This is a genomic window from Pseudonocardia sp. UM4_GMWB1, from assembly GCF_017312155.1.
In the GTDB taxonomy this organism is placed as follows: Bacteria; Actinomycetota; Actinomycetes; order Mycobacteriales; family Pseudonocardiaceae; genus Pseudonocardia; species Pseudonocardia alni.
Genome location: NZ_QJPN01000001.1, coordinates 82810 through 104478 on the forward strand (window position 1 = coordinate 82810; position 21669 = coordinate 104478).

Sequence of the window (21669 nt, forward strand, 5' to 3'; positions counted from 1 at the left end):
GGCCGTCGGTGGACGTCACGGGTGCGGTGGTGCTGGTCGTCGTCCTGCTGGTGGCGACCCTCGTCGGGCTGGTCCTGCGCAGCCGTTCGGGGCGGCTGCGGCCCTCCGGCGACGACAGCGGCGCGCCCGCCGTGGCCGGGCCGGGCTGGGAGCTGGCCGGGACCGGGCCGGACGGGCGCCGGGCGCTGCTGCTGCAGCTGTCCTCACCGGTCTGCGCGCCGTGCCGGCAGACCGCGCGCGTCCTCGGCGACCTGGCCGCGGCGGACCCGGGCGTGGCGCACGTGGAGGTCGACGTGGCCGAGCGCGTCGACGTCGCCCGGGCGCTGGGCGTGCTGCGGACCCCGACGACGGTCGTCTTCGACGCCCGCGGTGCCGAGGTCCTCCGGGTCTCCGGGGTCCCGCGCACCGACGAGCTCGTCGCCGCCCTTCCCACCGGCTGAGAACGTGTGTGATGTCCGGTGGGCGCCGACCGCTGGGCTCGGCGCGGATCGTCGGCTAGGCTCGGACCCGTGAACTGGCCGCTGACCCGACGCCGCACGGTCGATCTGTGCCGCCTCGCCGGCTGCCTGTGTCTGGACTCCTGACCCGCGTGTCCTGAGCCCCGGCGTCCCGCGACGCCGAGGTTGCCACCCCGGTTACTGGAGTCCGATGTCCGTCACGGACCGCGGATCCGCGCTCGTCGAGCCCCGGCTCGACCCGCGCGGGGTCCGCTTCTCCGCCGCGATCACCACCGTCGTCCTGGCGCTGGTGTTGCTGTCCGGCAGCGGCCTGCTCGTACTCGCGCAGTCCGTCGTCTTCGCCGTCGGCGCGTTCGCCGGCATGCGGTTCGCCCCCTACGGCGTCGTGTACCGGCACCTCCTCGCGCCCCGGCTGGGTCCGCCCGCCGAGCGCGAGGACGCCGCCCCGGTCCGCTTCTCGCAGACCGTCGGGCTGGTGTTCACCGTCGTCGCGGCGGCCGGCTACCTGTCCGGCCTGACCGTGCTCGGTGTCGTCGCCACGGCGGCGGCCCTCGCGGCGGCCTTCCTCAACGCGGCCTTCGGCTTCTGCCTCGGCTGCGAGATGTACGGGCTCCTCGCCCGCCTGCGCGGCACCGCCGCGCAGTCCTGACCGTTCCACGACACACGATTCGGGAGAGATCGACATGAGCCGCGAGGACGTCCTCGTCACCGCCGACTGGGCGGAAGAGAACCTGGAGACCGACGGGGTGGTGTTCCTCGAGGTCGACGAGGACACCACCGCCTACGACGGGGGCCACATCCCCGGTGCGGTCAAGGTCAACTGGACCGACGAGCTGCAGGACGCGGTCCGTCGCGACATCCCCACCAAGGAGCAGTTCGAGCAGCTGCTCTCCGCCAAGGGCGTCTCGAACGACGACAAGGTCGTGCTCTACGGCGGCAACAACAACTGGTTCGCCGCCTACGCGTACTGGGAGTTCAAGCTCTACGGCCACGACGACGTGGTGCTGCTCGACGGCGGCCGCAAGAAGTGGGAGCTCGACGGCCGGACCCTGACCACCGACGTCAAGGACCGCCCCGCGACCTCCTACACCGCCAAGGAGGCCGACACCTCGATCCGCGCGTTCCGCGACGAGATCGTCGACGCGATCGACGCCAAGAACCTGGTCGACGTCCGGTCGCCCGACGAGTTCTCCGGCAAGATCCTGGCCCCGGCCCACCTCCCGCAGGAGCAGAGCCAGCGTCCGGGCCACGTGCCGAGCGCGATCAACATCCCGTGGTCGAAGGCGGCCAACGAGGACGGCACCTTCAAGTCGAACGACGAGCTCGCCTCCCTCTACAAGGAGGCCGGCTTCGACGAGGGCAAGGCGACCATCGCCTACTGCCGCATCGGCGAGCGCTCCAGCCACACCTGGGTCGTGCTGCACGAGCTCCTGGGCCACTCCGACGTCAAGAACTACGACGGCAGCTGGACCGAGTACGGCTCGCTGATCGGCGTGCCGATCGAGCTGGGAGCGAAGTGACGTGTGTGCCGCACCTGACCAGAACCTGACCCTGCCCCCGAACACGGACCTCTCCAAGGAGACCGTGCTCGCCGGCCGCGTCGTCGCCGCCGGCGACCCGGTGGCCGGTGCCTTCGTCCGGCTGCTCGACGGCACCGGGGAGTTCACCGCGGAGGTCGTGTCCTCGGCCTCGGGTGACTTCCGGTTCTTCGCCGCCCCGGGCACCTGGACCGTCCGGGCGCTGTCGCGCTCGGGTAACGGGCAGTCCGAGCTCGTCGTCGACGGGCCGGGGCTGCACCGCGCGGAGATCGCCGTCGCCTGAGCCTGCGAAGGCGCGAGACGACACCGTCGCCTGAGCCTGCGAAGGCGCGAGACGACACCGTCGCCTGAGCCTGCGAAGGCGCGAGACGACACCGTCGCCTGAGCCTGCGAAGGCGCGAGACGACACCGTCGCCTGAGCCTGCGAAGGCGCGAGACGACACCGTCGCCTGAGCCTGCGAAGGCGCGAGACGACACCGTCGCCTGAGCCTGCGAAGGCGCGAGACGACACCGTCGCCTGAGCCTGCGAAGGCGCGAGACGACACCGTCGCCTGAGCCTGCGAAGGCGCGAGACGACACCGTCGCCTGAGCCTGCGAAGGCGCGAGACGACACCGTCGCCTGAGCCTGCGAAGGCGCGAGACGACACCGTCGCCTGAGCCTGCGAAGGCGCGAGACGACACCGTCGCCTGAGCCTGCGAAGGCGCGAGACGACACCGTCGCCTGAGCCTGCGAAGGCGCGAGACGACACCGTCGCCTGAGCCTGCGAAGGCGCGAGACGACACCGTCGCCTGAGCGCGAGGGCGCCCGCCCGTTCCACCGAACGCCGTCCCGGTCCCGCCGGGGCGGCGTTCGGCGTTCCGGTCCCGCCGGTCCGCGCGTCGGAACGGCCGGGGAGGCGCGCCGGCGTGGCAGGTCAGTAGACTCGCCCGCCGTGCACTGGTTCTCCACCGGGCTGTTGATCGCCCTGTCCGCGGGAACCGCCGCCTGGGCCGGCTGGTTGCTCCGTCGCCTGTTCGTCGTCGAGCCCGTCGCCGCGCCCGGGCCGGGTCCCGATCCCGAACGGGACCCCGACGACCACCACACCGAGGAGCAGACCCCGTGACCGACCCCGAGCCCGCCGCAGCGTCCGACGAGGAGCTGCAGACCACGATCACCGGTCCGGAGAACGCGGCCCCGGACTCCCCGCAGCGCAACCGGCCGCAGTGGCCCGACCTGCCCGTCGACGACGACACCGCCAACCTGCGCCAGGGCCCCGACCTGCACGAGGCCTGCCTCGGCCTGCTACCGCTGGTCGGTACCTGGCGCGGCACCGGCGAGGTCGTCTACCCGACGATCGAGGGCCCGTTCCACTTCGGCCAGCAGATCACCTGGGCGCACGACGGCCGTCCGTTCCTGTCCTACGAGGCCCGCTCCTGGCTGCTCGACGACGACGGCGGCATCATCCGCCAGGCCGCCCGCGAGACCGGCTTCTGGCGGCCCCAGGAGGACGGCTCGATCGAGGTCCTGATCGCGCACCACACCGGGATCGTCGAGGTCTACTACGGGCCGCGGGGCGACATGCGGTCCTGGCAGATCGAGACCGACGCCATCGCCCGGACGCCCTCGGCCAAGGAGGTCACCGCTGCGAAGCGGCTCTACGGCCTGGTCAACCAGGGCGACCTCGCCTACGTCGACGAGCGCGCGATGGTCGGGCAGCCGATGCAGCCGCACATCTCGGCCGTCCTGCACCGCGTGGTCGGCTAGTTGCTCGCGGTCCGGGTCCGCCGCTGCGGCGGGCGGGCGGTGCTGCTGGAGGTCGACGACGCCGCCGGAGTGGCGGCCGTCGCCGCCGCCGTGCGGGACGCCGCGCTGCCCGAGGTGCGGGAGCTGGTCCCGGCCGCCCGGACCGTGCTCGTCGAGGTGGCGCCCGGAGCCGCCACCGAGCGGGTCGTACAGGTCGCACGGGCCGCGGACGCGGCCGCCGGCGAGGCGGTCACGGGCACCGTCCACACGCTGCCCGTGACCTACGACGGCGAGGATCTCGCGCTCGTCGCCGAGACCGCGGGCCTGTCCGTCGACGAGGTGGTCGCGCTGCACAGCGGCGCGGAGTACCGGGTGGACTTCTGTGGCTTCGCGCCGGGCTTCGGCTACCTCTCGGGGCTCCCGGAGCCGCTGCGGCAGCCACGCCTGGAGAGCTCGCGGACCGCGGTGCCCGCCGGCTCGGTCGGGATCGCCGACGTCTACAGCTGCGTCTACCCGCGGCGCTCCCCCGGCGGATGGCGGCTGATCGGCCGCACCGACACGGTCCTGTTCGACCCCGACGCCGACCCGCCCGCGCTGTTCACCCCCGGCGATCGCGTCCGGTTCGAGCCCCGGTGAGCGCGCTGCTGGTGATACGGGCCGGGCCGCAGGCGCTGGTGACCGACCGCGGACGTCCGGGGCACGCACACCTGGGGGTGCCGCCGTCGGGCGCGCTGGACGGGCCGGCGTACGAGCTGGGGAACCGTCTGGTCGGCAACGACGACGGCGCCGCCGGGCTGGAGCTGCTCGGCGGCGGGCTGCGGGTGCGCGCCCTGGGGGGCCGGACCGTCGCCGTCACGGGGGCGCCCGCGCCGGTGTCCGTCGACGGCAGCCCGGCCGCGTCGCACCGGGCGCTGCACCTGCCCGACGGCGCCGAGCTGACGGTCGGGACGCCGGTCGGCGGGCTGCGGTGCTACCTCGCCGTCGCGGGCGGGCTGGAGGTGCCGCTCGCGCTGGGCAGCCGCAGCACCGACCTGCTGTCCGGGCTGGGGCCCGGCCCGGTCGCCGACGGCGACGAGCTGCCGGTCGGCCCGTGGTCCGGCGGGATCCCGGTGTCCGGGCCGGTCCCGGTGTCCCTGCCCGGTGCCGTGGTCGGGCTGCGGGTGCGCCCCGGCCCCCGCGACGACTGGTTCGCCGACCCACGCGCCGCCCTCACAGGTCCGCTGTGGACGGTGACGGCCGACGGGAACCGGATCGGGGTCCGTCTCGACGGGCCGTCCCCGGAGCGGCTCCCGGAGCTGCGCGACCGGGAGCTGCCGAGCGAGGGGATGGTGACCGGCGCGGTACAGGTTCCGCCGCACGGGCCGCCGGTGGTGTTCCTCGCCGACCGTCCGACGACCGGTGGCTACCCGGTGATCGCCGTCGTCGCGCGCGCCGACCTGCCGCTGCTCGCCCAGGCCCCGCCGGGGACGGGCGTGCGGTTCACCGTGCTGCGCTGAGGCTCAGCGCTCGGCGTCCTCGCCGTCGAGGATGGTGCGGACGTCGTCGACGGCCATCCCGGACAGCCGGCCGATCTGCGCCGGGTCGAGGCCGCACTCGTGCAGGTGCCGGACGGCGCCGGCCAGGTCCTCGCGGCGGCGACGCAGGACCGCGTCGAGTTCGGCGATGCGGTCGCGGGTGTCGTCGAGCCGTTCGGTCGCGTCGACGGCGCGGGCCGGGTCCTCCAGGAGCACCCCGAGCAACCGGTCCTTCGCGTCGCCGGACGCCGGGGTGCGCGCCCCCGCGGTCGGGACGACGGCGAGCGGCAGCTCCTGCTGCTCGCCACCGGGGGCGTCGGGCTGCGGGTCGACGACGGCGTCGGTGGCGCGCAGGCGCGCCCGCTGCACGGCGCGGGCCGCGAGGGCCTGCTGCACGGCCCGGGAGACCGGCTCGGGGTTCGGCCGGGACGTGATCTCGGACCCGGTGGGCGGGGTCGGCGCGGGGGGTGGCATCGCCGGGATCCCGGACGTCGCGGGGAGGTCCTCGGCGGCCGGCTCGACGCGCTCGGCCGACCAGGGCGGCAGCGGGCCGGGCGCGGTGTCCTTCCGGACGGCCGGAGCCTGTTCCGCGGCAGGGGGCACGGTGTCGTCCCCGGCGGCCGGGGACTGCCCGGCCGCGGCGGGCGTGGCGTCCGGGCCGGGCGCGACGACGTCGGTGAGGTCGTCGACGATGCGCAGCCGCGCGACCGGCCACTCCGGCACCGGCGGCGTGGCCGGGTCGTCGGGGGTGCCCGCGGCGTCCCGGGCTGCGGTGGCGTCGGTCGGGGCTGCGTCATCGGCCCCGGCAGCGTCATCGGCCCCGGACGGATCCGCGGAGCGGGGCGTGGCGGAGGCACGGCTCGGATCGGCGGTGTCGGTCTCGGTGTCGGTCGCGGTCTCGGTGTCGGTCGCGGTCTCGGTGTCGGTCGCGGTCTCGGTGTCGGTCTCGGTCTCGGTGGGGGCCGCGACGCCGGTGTCCGTGCGAACGGAGCCCGTCCGAGCCGTGCCCGTCAGCGCCGTGTCCGCGGGAGCGGTGCCGTCGGCGGGGTCGGCGGCCGCGTGGGGTCCGCCCACCGGGGTCGTCGCGGCCAGGGGCTCCGCGTCCGCCGTGCTGCCCTCGACGCCGCCCTCGACGCTGGCGTCGCCCGCGGTGGTACGGCCGGCGCGTGTGGCGGCCCCTGCGTCCCGGACCCCTCGCAACCCGGTCGACCGGGGGCGCGGGGTCGGCCGTGGCCGGGGCAGTGGCTCCACCACGGCACCCGACGCCCCGGTTCCCGACGCGGCACCCGGGACCGGCGGCGCCGCGGCCAGCGGCACGGCGGCCGTCGCCTCCGGGTCGCGCCCCCGGGCGAGGGTGGCCGCGTCGGGCTGCTCGTCGGCCGGGGCGAACAGCGCCTCCAGCGAGCCCTCGGCCCCGTCCTCGTCGGGGGCGGCGTGGCGCCCTGCACCGGAGGCGACGACCGCGCCGGCGTATGCGGGTACCCGAGGCAGCGGACCGGTGTCCGCGCCGCGCTCGGCGACCACGTCCGCGACGGTCCGTGCACGGGCCGGACGCGGCGGGTCCGCCGGCCCGCCGGCCGCCTCACCGGTCCAGTCCGCATAGGACGGCTGCGGGTCCGCGGTCGCGCGCGGGGGCTCGAGCGGCAGCGGCCCGGGCGCAGGGGTGCGGCGCGCACGCCACACACCCCACAGGACCAGGACCACGAGCACGCCCGCGCCCAGCACCGCCACGAGGGGCAGGACCGGGACCGTGAACGAGCCGAGCTGCATGGGCCCGGACCTTATTGGGGTCCCGGGCCCCGCGCGGGGAACCTCAGCTGCTGCGCGTCCCCGTCGACGGCTGCGCCGCGCCCGTCCGGCCCTTGTCGCCGGTGGCCGCGCCGGAACCGTTGCGGGTCGCGCCGTTGCCCTTCTCGCCACCCTGCGACGACGGCTCGGACGCCGACGACGCACCGTTACGACCGTTCTGACCGTGGCCGGCCTGGCCGGAGCCGTTGCGGGCCCCCTCCGGACCGGGTCGCGCCGGGCCGCGCCCGGCGGCCGGGTTCGCGGTCGTCGGCGGCTCCGCGTCGGCCTTCGTGCTCTCGGCCGAGGTGCCCTTGTCCCCCGCCGGCGGCTTCTGCGAACCATCCGTTGGGGTGTCACCGGAACGGCGGACGGCGCCGACCGCGACCGTGCGCTCGGCGTCGTCGCCGGGCGTCGGACGCGGGTCCTGGCGCGGCACGGCCGACGTCTTCGGCTCCGCCTCGACCGGGCGGGAGTCCGACGCGGGCCGGAACAGCTCGGCGGGCTCGGGCTCGTCCCCGGGCCGGACAGCGGTGGTGCGCTCGGCACCGCCCTGCTGCCCGGTGGGGGCCGGCGACGGGCGCGGGCCCGGCGCGGGCCGCGGACCCGGGCGCGGGCCGGCGGACTTGTCCCCGTCGGTACCGCCGGGGCGCGGGCCCGGGGCGTCCGTCCGGGCGGGCTGCGGTGCCCCGGCCGGACGGTCGGTACCCGGCCCACCGGCGCCGGGCTTGGCCGGACCGGAGTCGGGCCGGGACTGGGACCCGGAGTCCTGGCGCGCCGGGGCGGGCCCCGGCTGCGGACGCGGACCGGGCCGCGGCGTGGGTGCCGCATCGCCCGACGGCGACGCCTGGGCGGCCGCCGGTCGGGCACCGTTCACCCCGGCGCCGTTGACACCGGCCGCGGGGGCCTGCGGGCGGCCGTTCGGGGCGCCCTGCGGACGCGTGGGCCCCTGATCCTTCTGACCGGGACGCTGCTCGGCCCCCGGGCGCTCCTCGGCACCGGACCGGGCACCGGGGCGCTGTGGCTCCGGTGCACCCGGGCGCGGCCCGGGCCGACCGGACCGCTGGTCCGCGGAGTCGGGACGGGCCTGGTCGGAGCGACCCTGGTCGGGACGCCCGGGCCGGGCGTCGGCAGCCTGCCCCGGGCGGGCGGAGGCGTCCGCACCCGTGCCGGCGGCAGCGGCGGCCGGCGTGGCGCCGGCACCGGACTGCGCGGCGGGCTTCGGCCCGGGGCCCGGCTGACCGGCGGGCTGGGCGGCACCGGACTGGCCGGTGCCGGGCCGCTCGCCCGCGGCGGGCTTCGCGGAGCGGTCGTCGGACGACCCGGCCTCGCCGGACGGTCCGCCGGGCTTCTGCCCCGGACCGGGGGCCGGCCGGATCTCGTGGCGGGCCTTGTCCCCGGTGGCCGGGGCCTTCCCGACCTCGGCGCGCAGCTCGTCGCGACGCCGGGTCAGCTCCCCGACCTCGGTGCGGAGCTTGTCGCCCTGTTCACGGGCCCGGTCGGCGTCCGCGCGGGCGCGGTCGACCTGCTTGCGGGCCTCGGTGACGACACGCTCGGCGTCGGCACGGGCCTTGCTGCGGATCTCCTCCGCCTCCTCCTCCGCCTTCTGCAGGATCGCCTGCATGCGGTCGGAGAAGTTGTCGACGGCACCGTGCCGGTCGGGATCCGAGGGCCCCGGGCCGGGACGCGGCCCCGGACGCGGTGCCGGACGCGGCGGCCCGCCGGCCGGACCGGCGGCGAACCCGCCGGGCGGCGGCACCGGCATCGGCGGCGGCATCGGCCGGCTCCGCAGTGCGTCGATGTCCGCGCGCATCCGGCCCATGAGCCGCTGCATCTGGACGATGTGCTCGTCCACCTGCCGACGGTCGTAGCCGCGGAGAACGACGTCGAACCGCGGGGAACCGCCCGGGCGGTCCGCCCCGTCTGCCGTCATCGCCTCTCCTCAGGTCGTCGACATGGGTGCCCTCGGAGGGCACGTACGAGGTCGGCGGACCGACGGTTCGGCGCGACCTCGCCGGTCAGGGTAGTCACGACGACGGGGTCGCGGCGAACCACGCAGCGTGCAACGGTCGTCCGTCGGCGTGGCGGGGCCCGCGACGGACGGTTCCGTGACACGATGTGCGGTCACCGTCCTCGTGGCCCGAGCCTACCGGGCCGTACCGAATACCATCGGCGGCGTGGACAGCACACTGAAGGGCACGTTGCACCGGCGTGGGCTCCGGATGACCCCTCAACGCCAGCTCGTGCTGGACGCGGTCCGGGAGCTGGGGCACGCGACACCCGAGCAGGTGTGCAGCCGGGTCCAGGCGACGGCACCGGCGGTGAACATCACGACGGTGTACCGGACGCTGGACCTGCTCGAGGAGCTCGGCGTCGTCCGGCACGCCCATCTCGGGCACGGTGCACCGACCTACTCCGAGCACCAGCACCGCCACGTCCACCTCGTCTGCCACCACTGCGGCCGGGTGGACGAGGCGCCGACCGAGCTGCTCTCCGATGTGGCGAGTCGCACGCTCGCCGACCTGGGCTTCCACCTGGACGCGACGCACGTGGCACTGTCCGGCACGTGCGTCGACTGTGCGCACGACGACGAGGACTCCGCCGACGGAGCCCCCGAGCAGGACGACACGGCGCCCCAGGAGGGCGCGGAGGGAGACCGGTGACCGTTCCCGGATCCGAGCAGGACCCCGACACCACCGACAACGCCGAGGACACGACCCCCGACCCGGACGACGTCGTCGCCGCGCACCACGGCGACCCGCCGGCCGAGCAGCGGGCGATGGCCCGCTCCGCCGCCGTCGTCGACCGCGGGCACCGCGAGGTGCTGGCGGTGACCGGCGAGGAGCGGCTGTCCTGGCTGCACCTGCTGCTCACCCAGCACGTCAGCGAGCTGCCGCCCGGCACCGGCACCGAGGCCCTGGTGCTCGACGCGCAGGGCCGGGTGCTGCACCACATGGCCGTCGCGTCGTCGGCGGACACGGTCTGGCTCGACACCGAGCCCGGCGAAGGCGCAGCACTGCTCGACTACCTGGCGAAGATGGTGTTCTGGTCGAAGGTCGAGCCGCGTGACGTCACCGCCGAGCTGGCGGTGCTGTCGGTCGTCGGTCCGCAGACCCCGGCCGTGCTCGCCGCGGCGGGACTGCCGGTGCCCGATGCACCGAACGGCGTCACGGCCCTGCCGGACGGCGGGTTCGTGCGACGGATGCCGTGGCCGGGCCGGGACGCGGCGGACGTCGTCGTCCCCCGCGGGACGAAGGACGCCCGCTGGGCGGACCTCACCGCGGCCGGGGCGCGGGCCGCCGGGACGATCGCGTTCGAGGCGCTGCGGGTGGAGTCGCGCGCACCGCGCCTGCACCGCGACACCGACGACCGCACCATCCCGCACGAGGTCGGCTGGATCGGCTCCGCCGTGCACCTGACCAAGGGCTGCTACCGGGGCCAGGAGACCGTCGCCCGGGTCGCGAACCTGGGGCGCCCGCCCCGGCGCACGGTGCTGCTGATGCTCGACGCCGGCGACGAGGACCTGCCGCACACGGGCGACCCGGTGGTGCGCGACGGCCGCACGGTCGGCCGTGTGGGCACGGTCGTCCAGCACCACGAGCTGGGCCCGGTGGCGCTCGCGCTGCTCAAGCGGTCGGTTCCGGTGGACGCCGAGCTGACCGCGGGCGTCGACGACCGGGTCTCCCCCGCGACGATCGACCCGGACTCCTACGAGCCGGACCCGGACACCCCGCCGCCGGGCCGCGCGGCCCGGGAACGGACGGGTGGCGCTGCGCGTCGCGGATGACGCGCAGCCCGGCCGGACCACCGTGGGGCGGCCACCGGCTGAACACGCGGGCCCCGCGCCGGTCCGGGGCCGGGCCCGCCTGTGACGACGGCGGTGCCGCGTCGCATGTTCCGGGGTGAGCAGGGTACGGTTGTTTTCACGACATTGATGAGACGAGAGGGGCCGCCGGGTCGTGCGCAATGACCGGCCGCCCCTTCCCTGTTGTAAGGGGGACCTGCCATGGGGCGTGGACGAGCCAAGGCCAAGCAGACGAAGGTGGCCCGTGAGCTCAAGTACAGCTCCCCTTCTATGGATCTCGACGCCTTGCAGCGGGAGATCGGTAGCGCGACGGCGGTGACTACCGACAGCCGCGAGGACGACTACGGCGAGTACGACGACCTCGCCGCCAAGTACAACGACGAGGACGACGACCCTCGCCGTTGACGGCCACCCCGGCGCCCGGCCCTCCGTCGTGACACGGCGGCCCGGGCGCCGCGGCACGTGTCGACCCGGGCGGTTTCCCCCGGCCGGTCGGATAGGGCAAGATCATGACCAGTCTCCTGTGGGAGGCTTGGTCACCGATCCCGTCACCTCCGAGGTGTTCAGCAGATGCGCGGCAACCTGTTCGCGGTCGCCGTCAACCTCGTCGTGCTGACCGTGCGGTCGGACCGTCTGCACGTGCTGCTCATCGAGCGGGGCGAGCCCCCGTTCCTCGGGCACTGGGCCCTTCCCGGTGGTTTCGTCCGCCCGGAGGAGGACCTCGTGCACACCGCCAGCCGGCGGTTGGGCGAGGAGACCGGGGCCGACACCGGCAGTGCCGTGTGCGGGCACCTCGAGCAGCTGGCGAGCTACGCCGCACCCGACCGCGATCCCCGCGGCCGGGTCCTGTCCGTGGGGTACCTCGCGCTGCTGCCGGACATGCCGGAGCCGACACCGGGTGGCGGGGCCACCGCGTCCGCGTGGTGCGCCGTCGACGACGTGCCGCCGCTGGCGTTCGACCACCAGCGCATCCTCGCCGACGGCGTGGAGCGGGCGAAGTCGAAGCTCGAGTACACGACGCTCGCCGTCTCGTTCTGCCCGGACGAGTTCACGGTGACCGACCTGCGCCGGGTCTACGAGGCCGTCTGGGGGACCTCCCTGGACCCGCGCAACTTCCAGCGCAAGGTGACCTCCACCGACGGCTTCCTCGTGCCGACGACGACGCTGGTCACCGGCGGTCGCGGGCGGCCGCCCCGGTTGTTCCGCCGCGGCCCGGCGACGGCGCTGCACCCGCCGATGCTGCGTGAGTCGCACCGCGCCGGGAGCCGGCAGCCCGCGTCGCACGACGCGGAGCTGCATCACTCCTTCGAGTGAGAGCAGACGGCGCGGGACCGCCTCAGAAGCGGGGGTGCTCCCCCCGCAGCTGCACCCGGGCGCCGAGCTCGCCGGAACCGGCACCGTCGACGTCGCCGATCCGGCCGACCTCGCCCAGGATCCAGGCGGGCACGTGCCGGGCGGTGAGGACGGCGAGGGCGCGGTCGACGTCCTCGGGCGGCAGCACCGCGACCATCCCGACGCCCATGTTGAACGTCTTCTCCATCTCCGCGCGCTCGACCCGGCCGCGGGACTGGATCAGCTTGAAGATCGGGGCCGGGGTCCAGGAGCCGCGCTCCACGGTGGCTGCGAGGCCCTCGGGCAGCACCCGCTCCAGGTTGCGGGCCAGCCCGCCGCCGGTGATGTGGGAGAACGTCCGCACGCCGGTCTCGGCGGTGATCGCCAGGCAGTCCTTGGCGTAGATCCGGGTCGGGACGAGCAGCTCCTCGCCGAGGGAGTGGTCGAACTCCTCCAGCTCACCGGCCAGCGGCAGCCGGGCGATGTCGAGCAGCACGTGGCGGGCCAGGGAGTAACCGTTGGAGTGCAGCCCGGAGGAGCCGAGCGCGACCAGCACGTCGCCGGGGCGGACGCGCTCGGGCCGCAGCATCTTCTCGGCGTCGACGACACCGACACCGGTGGCGGAGAGGTCGTAGGCGCCCTCCTCCATCAGCCCGGGGTGCTCGGCGGTCTCGCCGCCGAGCAGCGCGCAGCCCGCGGTCTGGCAGCCCTCGGCGATGCCGCGGACGATCGTCGCGACCTGGTCGGGGACGATCTTGCCGATGGCGATGTAGTCCTGCAGGAACAGCGGCTCCGCCCCGCAGACGACCAGGTCGTCGACGACCATCGCGACGAGGTCCTGGCCGATGGTGTCGTGCTTGTCCATCGCCTGCGCGATCGCGACCTTGGTCCCGACGCCGTCGGTGGAGGCGGCCAGGACCGGCTCGGAGTACTTGCCGAACTTCGCCGCGAACAGGCCGGCGAAGCCGCCGATGCCGCCGCGCACCTCGGGCCGGGTGGCCTTCTCGGCGAACGGACGGAAACGCTCGACCGCCTGCTCCCCCGCGTCGATGTCCACCCCCGCGGAGGCGTAGCTGGCGGGGCCGGGCTCGGTCGAGGGCATGCGAGGTCTCTCCAGGTCGGGACGGGGTCGTGATCGGGTGCTGCTACGGGCGGGTCAGTGCCTCTCCGGCACCGTATCCGACGGACAGCGGGCCGGGATCGCCAGAGGCGGCGCCGGACGCCGTCGGCTCCGGGACGTCCTCGAGCAGGTGCTTGCCGAGCTGGGCCTCCTCCGGCAGCGGGATCGGGTAGTCCCCGTCGAAGCAGGCGCAGCACAGCCGCGAGCGCGGCTGCTCGGAGGCGGCGACCATCTGCTCGACCGAGACGTAGCCGAGGCTGTCCGAGCCGATCGAGCGTCGGACGCCCTCGGTGTCGGCGCCGTTGGCGATCAGCTCGGCCCGGCTGGCGAAGTCGATGCCGTAGAAGCAGGGCCAGCGCACGGGCGGCGAGGCGATCCGCACGTGCACCTCGAGGGCGCCGGCCTCGCGCAGCATCCGCACCAGTGCGCGCTGGGTGTTGCCGCGGACGATCGAGTCGTCGACGACGACCAGCCGCTTGCCGCGGATGACGTTGCGCAGCGGGTTCAGCTTCAGCCGGATGCCGAGCTGGCGGATGGTCTGGCTGGGCTGGATGAAGGTGCGCCCGACGTAGGCGTTCTTCACCAGGCCCTGGCCGTAGGGGATGCCGGAGCCCTGGGCGTAGCCGATCGCGGCCGGGGTGCCGGACTCCGGGACCGGGATGACCAGGTCGGCCTCGACCGGGTGCTCCTCGGCGAGCCGGCGGCCGATCTCCACCCGGGTGTCGTAGACCGAGCGGCCGGCGATGGTGGTGTCCGGTCGCGCCAGGTAGACGTACTCGAACACGCAGCCCTTCGGCTCCGGGGCGGCGAAGCGCTGGCTGCGGATGCCGTCGGCGTCGATCGCGATGAGCTCGCCCGGCTCGACCTCGCGGACGAACGAGGCGCCGACGATGTCCAGCGCCGCCGTCTCCGACGCGACGACCCAGCCGCGCTCCAGGCGGCCCAGGACCAGCGGGCGGACGCCCTGGGGGTCGCGGGCGGCGTAGAGGGTGCTCTCGTCGGCGAAGGTCAGCGAGAACGCGCCGCGCAGCCGCGGCAGCAGCCGCATCGCGGCCTCGTAGACGCCGAGGTCCGCGGCGCCCGCGGCCAGCAGCTCGGTGAGCAGGTCGGAGTCGGTGGTCGCGCGCAACCCGGACCGCTTGCGGTTCTCCAGCTTCGCGACGTCCTCGCGCAGCTCGGCGGTGTTCACCAGGTTGCCGTTGTGACCCAGCGCCAGGCCGGAGCCCGCGGCCGTGGTGCGGAACGTCGGCTGGGCGTTCTCCCAGGTCGTCGCACCGGTCGTCGAGTAGCGGCAGTGGCCGACGGCGAGGTGCCCGCGCAGCGAGGACAGCGTCTGCTCGTCGAACACCTGGCTGACCAGGCCGAGGTCCTTGAACACCACGGTGCGGCGGCCGTCGGACACGGCGATGCCGGCGGCCTCCTGGCCGCGGTGCTGCAGCGCGTAGAGGCCATAGTAGGTCATCTTCGCGACGTCCTCGCCGGGGGCCCAGACGCCGAACACACCGCACTCCTCGCGGGGTCCTTGCTCGTCGGGCTCGGCGGCGGGGGGTGCGACGGGGGTGAGGGAGAGGGTTCGTTCAGGGCTGACGTGCTCGTTCCGGACGGAACTCAACGCGGCGCTCCTCGGCTGGCGGCGTACCGGGACCAGGGGACGACTGTACGCCCCGAGATCACGTCTCCCCAGGTACGGGGACAGGGGTCACGTCGGAGTCGCACACCGCACCCGTCCGGTCACGGCGTGCGGAGCGGCAGGAACGCGGCGATCTCGCCGGCCCGCGACCCGGACGCCGACACCCGCCCGGCGGCGAGCGCGTCGTCCCAGCTCAGGCGGCCGACGGCGAGCGCGATCCAGGTCCGCGGGTCGGCCTCGACGACGTTCGGCGGGGTGCCGCGGGTGTGCCGCGGCCCCTCGACGCACTGCACCGCACCGAACGGCGGGACCCGTACCTCGACGCTGCGGCCCGGCGCGCGCCGGGCCAGCTCGTCGAGCGACGCCTTCACCGCCGACTTCCGTGTCGCCCGGTCCGGCTCGACCCCGTCGTCGACCCAGTCCAGGAGGACGTCGGACATCAGACCGAGACGGCGCCGAACCGCGCCGGGAGCGTGCCCTCCCAGGCGGCGCGCAGCTCGTCGAGCGCCAGCGTGCCGAGGGCGTCGCCGAGGTCGAGGACGTCGCCGCCGGTCTCGCCGAGCCGCAGCGCCGGGACACCGGCCTCGGCCGCGCGGGCCAGGAACGCCTCGGCGCCGTCGGCGGGCACGGTGACCAGCACCCGTCCGGCGGACTCGGCGAACAGCGCGGTGAACGAGTCCTCGTGCACCCCGGCCAGGTCGACGCGGGCGCCCCGGCCCCCGGCGAGCGCGGCCTCGACCAGGCCCTGGGCGAGGCCGCCGTCGGACAGGTCGTGGCTGCCGGTCAGCGCCCGGTCCGCGGCCGCGGCGGCGAGGAGCTGCGCGAGGCGCCGCTCGTGCTCCAGGTCGACGGCGGGCGGCCGTCCGCCGAGGTGCCCGTGCACCTCGTGCGCCCACTCCGACCCGCCGAACTCGGCGGCGGTGGTGCCGAGCAGGACGACCGTGTCGCCGTCGGCGCCGGCGAACCCGGACCGGACCGCGGTGGTGACGTCGTCGATCACGCCGAGCACGCCGACGACCGGGGTCGGCAGGATCGCCGTCGTCCCGGTCTGGTTGTAGAAGCTGACGTTGCCGCCGGTGACCGGGGTGCCCAGCACCGCGCAGCCGTCGGCGAGACCGCGCACGGCCTGCTCGAACTGCCACATGACGTGCGGGTCCTCCGGCGAGCCGAAGTTCAGGCAGTCCGTGACGGCGAGCGGCACGGCGCCGGAGGTCGCGACGTTGCGGTAGGCCTCGGCCAGCGCGAGCTGCGCGCCGACGTACGGGTCGAGCGCCACGAAGCGGGCGTTGCAGTCGGTGGCGACGGCGATGCCGCGGCCGGTGGACTCGTCGACCTGCACGACCCCGGCGTCGGCGCCGTGCGCGGCGACGGTGTTGCCGCGCACGTAGCGGTCGTACTGGTCGGTGACCCACGAGCGGGACGCGAGGTTCGGGGCGGCGGCCATCCGCAGGATCTCCGCACGCAGCTCGGACGGGGTCTCCGGGCGGGGCAGCATCTCCGGCGAGTCCGCGTTCAACGCGTCCTGCTTCGCGTCGTCGCGGGCGACCGGGCGGGTGTAGACCGGGCCCTCGTGGGCGACCGTGCGCGGCGGCACGTCGACGACGGTCTCGCCCTGGGAGGTGATCACCAGGCGGTCGCCGTCGGTGACCTCGCCGATCACGGTGGCGATGGTGTCCCACTTGCGGCAGACGGCGAGGAAGGCCTCGACGTTCTCCGGGGTGACGACCGCGCACATCCGCTCCTGGGACTCCGAGGAGAGGATCTCGGCGGCGGTCATGCCGGTGGCGCGCAGCGGGATGGCGTCGAGGTCGACGTGCATGCCGCCGTCACCGGCAGAGGCGAGCTCGGAGGTCGCGCAGGACAGCCCGGCGCCGCCGAGGTCCTGGATGCCGACGACGAGCCCGGCCGCGAACAGCTCCAGGCAGCACTCGATGAGGACCTTCTCGGTGAACGGGTCACCGACCTGGACGCTCGGGAGCTTCTTCCGCCCGGTGCCGCCGCCGGCGGAGTCGAAGGTCTCCGACGCCAGCACGGACACGCCGCCGATGCCGTCGAGGCCGGTCGTCGCACCGAACAGGATGATCTTGTTGCCGGTACCGGAGGCGAACGCGAGGTGCAGGTCCTCGGTCTTCAGCGCCCCCACGCACAGGGCGTTGACCAGCGGGTTCCCCGCGTAGGACGGGTCGAAGACGACCTCGCCCGCGACGTTCGGCAGGCCGAGGCAGTTCCCGTAGCCGCCGACGCCGGCGACGATGCCGGGCAGCACCCGCCCGGTGTCGTCGGCGTCGAGCGGACCGAACCGCAGCGGGTCGCCGACGGCGATCGGGCGCGCGCCCATGGCCATGATGTCGCGGACGATGCCGCCGACACCGGTCGCCGCCCCCTGGTAGGGCTCGACGTAGGACGGGTGGTTGTGCGACTCGACCTTGAAGGTCACCGCCCAGCCGTCGCCGACGGACACGACGCCCGCGTTCTCGCCGATCCCGGCGAGCATCGTCGAGCGCATCTGTTCGGTGGTGGTCTCACCGAAGTAGCGCAGGTGGACCTTGGAGGACTTGTAGGAGCAGTGCTCGCTCCACATCACCGAGTACATCGCCAGCTCGGCGTCGGTGGGCCGGCGGCCGAGGATCTCCCGGATCCGGACGTACTCGTCGTCCTTGAGCCCCAGCTCCCGGAAGGGCTGCGGCTGCTCCGGAGTGGCCTCGGCGTGCTTGACGGAATCGACCGGCACCTGGGACTGCGTCACGGGACCAGGGTAGACGGGGCTCCCCCGCCCGCGTCCCCGCACGGTGCCGGGGCCCACAGGCGGGGTTCCCCACAGCAGGTCACGGACCGAGGACGACGACGGCCCGGCCCGCGGTCCACGGGGACCGCCGGCCGGGCCGGACGTCGTGCGCGGGTCAGGCGGTGACGCGGGCCAGCACCGAGGTGAACAGGCCGAGCCCGTCGGCCGACGGGCCGGTCAGCGCACTGGTCGCGTGCTCGGGGTGCGGCATGAGACCGACGACGTTCCCGGCCGCGTTGGTCACACCGGCGATGCCGCGGGTCGAGCCGTTCGGGGCCGGGTCGCGGTAGCGGAACACCACGCGGCCCTCGCCATCGAGCTCGTCGAGGGTCGCGGCGTCGGCGACGTAGCGGCCCTCCTGCGACTTGAGCGGGATCAGCAGCTCGTCGCCCGCGGCGTAGTCACGCGTCCAGGCCGTGCCGGCGTTCTCCACCGTGAGCACCAGGTCGCGGCACAGGAAGTGCATCCCGGCGTTCGCGACGAGCGCGCCGGGGAGCAGGTGCGCCTCGCAGAGGATCTGGAATCCGTTGCAGATGCCGAGCACCGGCAGACCGCGCCCGGCGCCCGCCACGACCTCGGTCATGATCGGCGCCAGGCTCGCGATCGCGCCGGCGCGCAGGTAGTCGCCGTAGGAGAACCCACCCGGCACGACGACGGCGTCCACGCCCTGCAGATCGTGGTCGCCGTGCCACAGCGGGACGGCCTCGGCGCCGGCGCGGCGGACCGCGCGGGCGGCGTCGACGTCGTCCAGGGTGCCCGGGAAGGTGATCACACCGATACGGGTGCTCACAGCCGGGTCACCGTCCAGTCCTCGATCACCGGGTTCGCCAGCAGCGAGCCGGCGAGCCGGTGCAGGGTCTCGTCGTCGATGCCGTCGGACACCTCGAGCTCGAAGTGCTTGCCCTGCCGCACCCCGCTCACGCCGGACACTCCGATCCGGTCGAGCGCCCGGGTCACGGCCTGACCCTGCACGTCGAGGATCTCGGGCTTGGGCATCACGTCCACCACCACTCTGGCCACGGGGTCAGCCTACGGTGAACAGGGGCGACGGCTCGACGTGCGTGCCCTCACCATCGGCCCATGAGGATCCTCGTCCTGGGTGGCACGGTCTTCCTCTCCCGCGCGGTCGCCGCGGCCGCGCTCGCTGCGGGCCATCCGGTGACCTGCGTGTCCCGTGGTGTCTCCGGGCCGCCGCCGGACGGCGCGGAGGCGGTGACGGCGGACCGGTCCCGGCCCGGGGCGCTGGCCGCGGCGCTGCACGGGCGCACGTTCGACGCCGTCGTGGACGTCGCGACGATGTCCGCGCCGTGGGTCCGCGACGCCCTCGACGCGCTGCACGGCCGGTTCGGGCACTGGACCTTCGTCTCCTCGATCAACGCCTACGCCGACCCGTCGCTGCGCGGCGGGACCGTGACGCAGCCGACCCTGGCACCGCTGCACGACCAGCCCGACCAGGACCTCACGAACCGCGACCCGGGCGTCTACGGCGCCGCGAAGGTCGCGAGCGAACAGGCCGTGCGGGAGCGGGCGGGCGACCGGGCGCACGTGGTGCGCGGCGGGCTGATGTGCGGGCACGGCGACCTGTCCGACCGCTACGGCTACTGGGCGGACCGGTTCGCCCGCGGCGGCCGGGTGGTCGTCCCGGACGTGCCCGCCCAGCCGATGCAGCTCGTCGACGTGGACGACCTCGCCGCCTGGATCGTGGCCGGCGCCGCCGACGGCACCACCGGCACCCACGACGGCGCAGGCCAGCGGTCCACCCTGGACCGGGTGCTCACCGGGACCGCCGACGCCGTGGGCGCCGACGACCTGGAGCTCGTCCGGGTCCCGGAGCGGACGCTGGCCGAGCAGGACGTGGCGTTCTGGGCCGGTCCGCGGTCGCTGCCGCTGTGGCTGCCGGAGTCCCTCTGGGGCATGGTCGACCGGGACGTCACCACGACGTCCGCCGCCGGTCCGGCGGCTCGCCCACTCGCCGACACCGCCCGCGCCGCGCTGGCGTGGGAGCGCGGGCTCGGCGCCGGCCGGGGGCGCCGGGCCGGGCTCACCGACGCCGAGGAGCAGGCCGTGCTGCGGGCGCTCGGCTGAGCCGGGACGCCCGCCACCCCCCGACCGGGCATGCTGGTCCCATGCACCTGACGCACTACGGCCACGCCTGCGTCCTGGTCGACACCGGGTCGGCCCGGCTCCTGTTCGACCCGGGCGCGTTCTCGACCGGCTTCGAGACCCTGGACGGCCTGGACGCGATCCTGGTCACCCATCAGCACTTCGACCACGTCGACGCCGACGCGCTGCGCACCCTGCTGCGTGCCAACCCCGACGCCGCCCTGGTCACCGACGGCCAGACCGCCGGGCAGCTCGACGGCGTCGACGCCCGCACCGCCGCCCCCGGCGACGTGCTGGCCCTCGGCGGCGCCGAGGTGTCCGTCGTCGGGTCCGGGGACCACGCGCAGATCCACCCGGACATCCCGCTGGTCGCGAACAACGGCTACCTCGTCGACGGCGCGCTGCTCCACCCCGGCGACGCCTACGTCCCGCCGGGCGTCGACGAGCTGGCGACGCTGCTGCTCCCCACCGGCGCACCCTGGCTGAAGGTGTCCGAGGCCGTCGACTACCTGCGGTCGGTCGCACCGCGGACGGTGGTGCCGATCCACGAGGGCACCCTCGCCGACCCGGCGCTCCACTACCGGTTCTTCGACGACCTGGGGCCCGACGCCACGACGCTCCTGGTCCCCGACCGGGAGACGGCGGTCGACGTCTGATGCCCCTGCAGTGGGAGCAGGTCGTCGTCGACGCCCGGGACCCGGTCCGGCTGGGCCGCTGGTGGGCCGAGGCCCTGGACTGGACGGTCGTGAACGCCTCGGCGTCGGAGTTCGAGATCCAGCCCGCCGAGGGCGTCGTCCCCGGGCTGATCTTCGTGCCGGTCGCGGAGGGGAAGCGGACCAAGAACCGCCTGCACATCGACCTGCGGCCGGACGGCGTCCGCGACTCCGAGGTGGCCCGGCTGCTGATGCTGGGCGCCACCCGGGTCAACGTGGGCCAGCACCGGGCCCCGGCCGACGAGGTGTCCTGGACGGTGCTCGCCGACCCCGAGGGCAACGAGTTCTGCGTGCTCGGCGAGCGGCGGACCTGACACCTGTCCACAGGTGGCACCGGTTGTCCACAGGAGAGCACACACTGTGGACAACCGGGCCGATCGCCGGGGAGCTCCTAGGCGGCCGGGGCCGCGGCGGGGAACAGCGTGCGGTGCACGGCGCCGGCGGCACCCGCCCCGCGCGCCGCGTCGACGGCGGCCAGCGCGGCCTCGACGCGGTGCTCGCGGCGCAGGTCCTTGGCCCGCAGCGCGAGCCGGACGAGCCCGCCGCGCTCGGCGGTGCGCACGGCCTGCTGCTCCAGCGCCCGTCCGCGGCGGCGCTCCCCGGCGCGGGGCTCGCCCCGCCAGGGCTCGGACGCCCGGAAGGTCAGCACGCGCGCGTGCAGCACCGGACCGCCGGTCGCGCGGACGGTCGACTCGTCGGCGCAGAGGCCGAAACCGAGGTCGGCGAGCGCGTCGAGGGTGCCGTCGGAGGCGATCCAGCCGGGCGGGGCGAAGCCGTCGGTGGACAGCCCGGTCGCGAGCAGGATCCGCCGGGCGCCGGTCAGCCGCAGGCCGGCCTCGTGCCGGGGCAGCGCCCCGAACTCGGTGCGGCGCCCGATCCGCGGTACGGAGCCGTTCTGCCAGGCGCCCACCGGGTCGCTCGTGTGGTCGAAACCGTGCAGGAGCAGGTCGTCCCCGGCGCGGACGCGGCCGGCGATCCAGCGGACCAGGTCGTCGCCGCGGCGCAGCGGCCCGTCGGGCCCCTTGGGCTGCACGAGGTGGGTCAGCGGCACGCCGCGCCGGTCCAGCTCCGCGGCGAACGCGGCGGCTCGGGCGCGGTCGGCGTCGTCGGAGTCGGTCAGGCCGGACAGCGAGACCAGCAGCGTGCTCATGGACCCCATCCGA

The 21669-nt window shown here is 75.2% G+C and carries 25 protein-coding genes; 16 read left to right on the top strand and 9 right to left on the bottom strand.

Features of this window, described 5'->3' with window-relative positions; genetic code table 11:
- Nucleotides 1-8: 8 nt before the first annotated feature.
- From DMP15_RS00410 to DMP15_RS00445, 9 genes are all read left to right on the top strand, one after another.
- Nucleotides 9-440 carry a thioredoxin family protein gene (locus tag DMP15_RS00410; protein WP_073575845.1) on the top strand — a complete coding sequence of 144 codons (432 nt, stop codon included), beginning with the start codon at nucleotides 9-11 and terminating at the stop codon, nucleotides 438-440.
- 69 nt (nucleotides 441-509) lie between these two features.
- Nucleotides 510-584, top strand: coding sequence for a putative leader peptide (locus DMP15_RS30240; RefSeq protein WP_350662235.1), 75 nt, complete (start codon nucleotides 510-512; stop codon nucleotides 582-584).
- Nucleotides 585-648: 64 nt separating this feature from the next.
- Nucleotides 649-1107, top strand: a complete 459-nt coding sequence (locus DMP15_RS00415) for a DUF4395 domain-containing protein (protein ID WP_161152187.1) — start codon at nucleotides 649-651, stop codon at nucleotides 1105-1107.
- 34 nt (nucleotides 1108-1141) lie between these two features.
- On the top strand, nucleotides 1142-1978 hold the full coding sequence (locus tag DMP15_RS00420) for a sulfurtransferase (protein WP_073575843.1): 837 nt from the start codon (nucleotides 1142-1144) through the stop codon (nucleotides 1976-1978).
- Nucleotide 1979: 1 nt separating this feature from the next.
- Complete coding sequence (locus tag DMP15_RS00425) at nucleotides 1980-2279, top strand: DUF1416 domain-containing protein (protein ID WP_073575842.1); 300 nt, start codon at nucleotides 1980-1982, stop codon at nucleotides 2277-2279.
- Between the two features lie 649 nt (nucleotides 2280-2928).
- Nucleotides 2929-3099, top strand: coding sequence for a hypothetical protein (locus DMP15_RS00430; RefSeq protein WP_157818430.1), 171 nt, complete (start codon nucleotides 2929-2931; stop codon nucleotides 3097-3099).
- 35 nt (nucleotides 3100-3134) lie between these two features.
- A complete protein-coding gene (locus DMP15_RS00435; protein WP_062404071.1) occupies nucleotides 3135-3740 on the top strand; it encodes an FABP family protein in 606 nt (201 codons plus the stop codon).
- The gene (locus tag DMP15_RS00440; RefSeq protein WP_161152188.1) at nucleotides 3741-4355 is read left to right on the top strand and encodes a 5-oxoprolinase subunit B family protein; all 615 of its coding nucleotides are present in this window, start codon (nucleotides 3741-3743) and stop codon (nucleotides 4353-4355) included.
- Nucleotides 4352-5215: a biotin-dependent carboxyltransferase family protein gene (locus DMP15_RS00445; protein WP_337825328.1), complete on the top strand. Its 864-nt coding sequence runs from the start codon at nucleotides 4352-4354 to the stop codon at nucleotides 5213-5215. The genes DMP15_RS00440 and DMP15_RS00445 overlap by 4 nt, the downstream gene beginning before the upstream one ends.
- Nucleotides 5216-5218: 3 nt before the next feature.
- Here DMP15_RS00445 and DMP15_RS00450 read toward each other — a convergent pair whose 3' ends face one another.
- The gene (locus DMP15_RS00450; protein WP_337825329.1) at nucleotides 5219-7003 is read right to left on the bottom strand and encodes a hypothetical protein; all 1785 of its coding nucleotides are present in this window, start codon (nucleotides 7001-7003) and stop codon (nucleotides 5219-5221) included.
- A gap of 43 nt (nucleotides 7004-7046) precedes the next feature.
- Nucleotides 7047-8951, bottom strand: a complete 1905-nt coding sequence (locus tag DMP15_RS00455; RefSeq protein WP_337825330.1) for a DivIVA domain-containing protein — start codon at nucleotides 8949-8951, stop codon at nucleotides 7047-7049.
- 244 nt (nucleotides 8952-9195) lie between these two features.
- On the opposite strand from DMP15_RS00455, the gene DMP15_RS00460 reads away from it, so the two are divergent.
- From DMP15_RS00460 to DMP15_RS00475, 4 genes are all read left to right on the top strand, one after another.
- Nucleotides 9196-9681 carry a Fur family transcriptional regulator gene (locus DMP15_RS00460; RefSeq protein ID WP_073575837.1) on the top strand — a complete coding sequence of 162 codons (486 nt, stop codon included), beginning with the start codon at nucleotides 9196-9198 and terminating at the stop codon, nucleotides 9679-9681.
- Nucleotides 9678-10805 (top strand): CAF17-like 4Fe-4S cluster assembly/insertion protein YgfZ, encoded by a 1128-nt coding sequence (gene ygfZ, locus DMP15_RS00465; protein WP_073575836.1) that lies wholly within the window; start codon nucleotides 9678-9680, stop codon nucleotides 10803-10805. The genes DMP15_RS00460 and ygfZ overlap by 4 nt, the downstream gene beginning before the upstream one ends.
- Before the next feature lie 219 nt (nucleotides 10806-11024).
- A complete protein-coding gene (locus tag DMP15_RS00470; protein ID WP_062399683.1) occupies nucleotides 11025-11228 on the top strand; it encodes a DUF3073 domain-containing protein in 204 nt (67 codons plus the stop codon).
- A 165-nt stretch (nucleotides 11229-11393) separates the two neighbouring features.
- On the top strand, nucleotides 11394-12137 hold the full coding sequence (locus tag DMP15_RS00475; protein ID WP_100879365.1) for an NUDIX hydrolase: 744 nt from the start codon (nucleotides 11394-11396) through the stop codon (nucleotides 12135-12137).
- Between the two features lie 22 nt (nucleotides 12138-12159).
- Here the strand turns inward: DMP15_RS00475 and purM are convergent, their stop codons facing one another.
- The 6 genes from purM to purS form a co-directional block, all read right to left on the bottom strand.
- Nucleotides 12160-13257, bottom strand: coding sequence for a phosphoribosylformylglycinamidine cyclo-ligase (gene purM / locus DMP15_RS00480; RefSeq protein WP_073575834.1), 1098 nt, complete (start codon nucleotides 13255-13257; stop codon nucleotides 12160-12162).
- A gap of 43 nt (nucleotides 13258-13300) precedes the next feature.
- Nucleotides 13301-14887, bottom strand: coding sequence for an amidophosphoribosyltransferase (gene purF / locus DMP15_RS00485; protein ID WP_073575833.1), 1587 nt, complete (start codon nucleotides 14885-14887; stop codon nucleotides 13301-13303).
- A gap of 119 nt (nucleotides 14888-15006) precedes the next feature.
- Nucleotides 15007-15345, bottom strand: a complete 339-nt coding sequence (locus DMP15_RS00490; RefSeq protein WP_073575832.1) for a sterol carrier family protein — start codon at nucleotides 15343-15345, stop codon at nucleotides 15007-15009.
- The gene (purL, locus tag DMP15_RS00495; protein ID WP_337825331.1) at nucleotides 15345-17651 is read right to left on the bottom strand and encodes a phosphoribosylformylglycinamidine synthase subunit PurL; all 2307 of its coding nucleotides are present in this window, start codon (nucleotides 17649-17651) and stop codon (nucleotides 15345-15347) included. The genes DMP15_RS00490 and purL overlap by 1 nt, the downstream gene beginning before the upstream one ends.
- Before the next feature lie 154 nt (nucleotides 17652-17805).
- Nucleotides 17806-18480, bottom strand: coding sequence for a phosphoribosylformylglycinamidine synthase subunit PurQ (purQ, locus tag DMP15_RS00500; protein ID WP_073575830.1), 675 nt, complete (start codon nucleotides 18478-18480; stop codon nucleotides 17806-17808).
- A complete protein-coding gene (gene purS, locus DMP15_RS00505) occupies nucleotides 18477-18710 on the bottom strand; it encodes a phosphoribosylformylglycinamidine synthase subunit PurS (RefSeq protein ID WP_062399665.1) in 234 nt (77 codons plus the stop codon). The genes purQ and purS overlap by 4 nt, the downstream gene beginning before the upstream one ends.
- Nucleotides 18711-18770: 60 nt before the next feature.
- Between purS and DMP15_RS00510 the strand changes: the two genes are divergently transcribed.
- From DMP15_RS00510 to DMP15_RS00520, 3 genes are read left to right on the top strand one after another with little or no spacing between them, the layout of a single operon-like run.
- A complete protein-coding gene (locus DMP15_RS00510) occupies nucleotides 18771-19775 on the top strand; it encodes an NAD-dependent epimerase/dehydratase family protein (protein WP_337825332.1) in 1005 nt (334 codons plus the stop codon).
- A gap of 41 nt (nucleotides 19776-19816) precedes the next feature.
- Nucleotides 19817-20449, top strand: coding sequence for an MBL fold metallo-hydrolase (locus DMP15_RS00515; protein ID WP_073575828.1), 633 nt, complete (start codon nucleotides 19817-19819; stop codon nucleotides 20447-20449).
- On the top strand, nucleotides 20449-20820 hold the full coding sequence (locus DMP15_RS00520; RefSeq protein ID WP_073575827.1) for a VOC family protein: 372 nt from the start codon (nucleotides 20449-20451) through the stop codon (nucleotides 20818-20820). The genes DMP15_RS00515 and DMP15_RS00520 overlap by 1 nt, the downstream gene beginning before the upstream one ends.
- A gap of 77 nt (nucleotides 20821-20897) precedes the next feature.
- On the opposite strand, the gene DMP15_RS00525 is transcribed toward DMP15_RS00520, so the two are convergent.
- Nucleotides 20898-21656, bottom strand: a complete 759-nt coding sequence (locus DMP15_RS00525; RefSeq protein WP_337825333.1) for a DUF2334 domain-containing protein — start codon at nucleotides 21654-21656, stop codon at nucleotides 20898-20900.
- Between the last annotated feature and the right edge of the window lie 13 nt (nucleotides 21657-21669).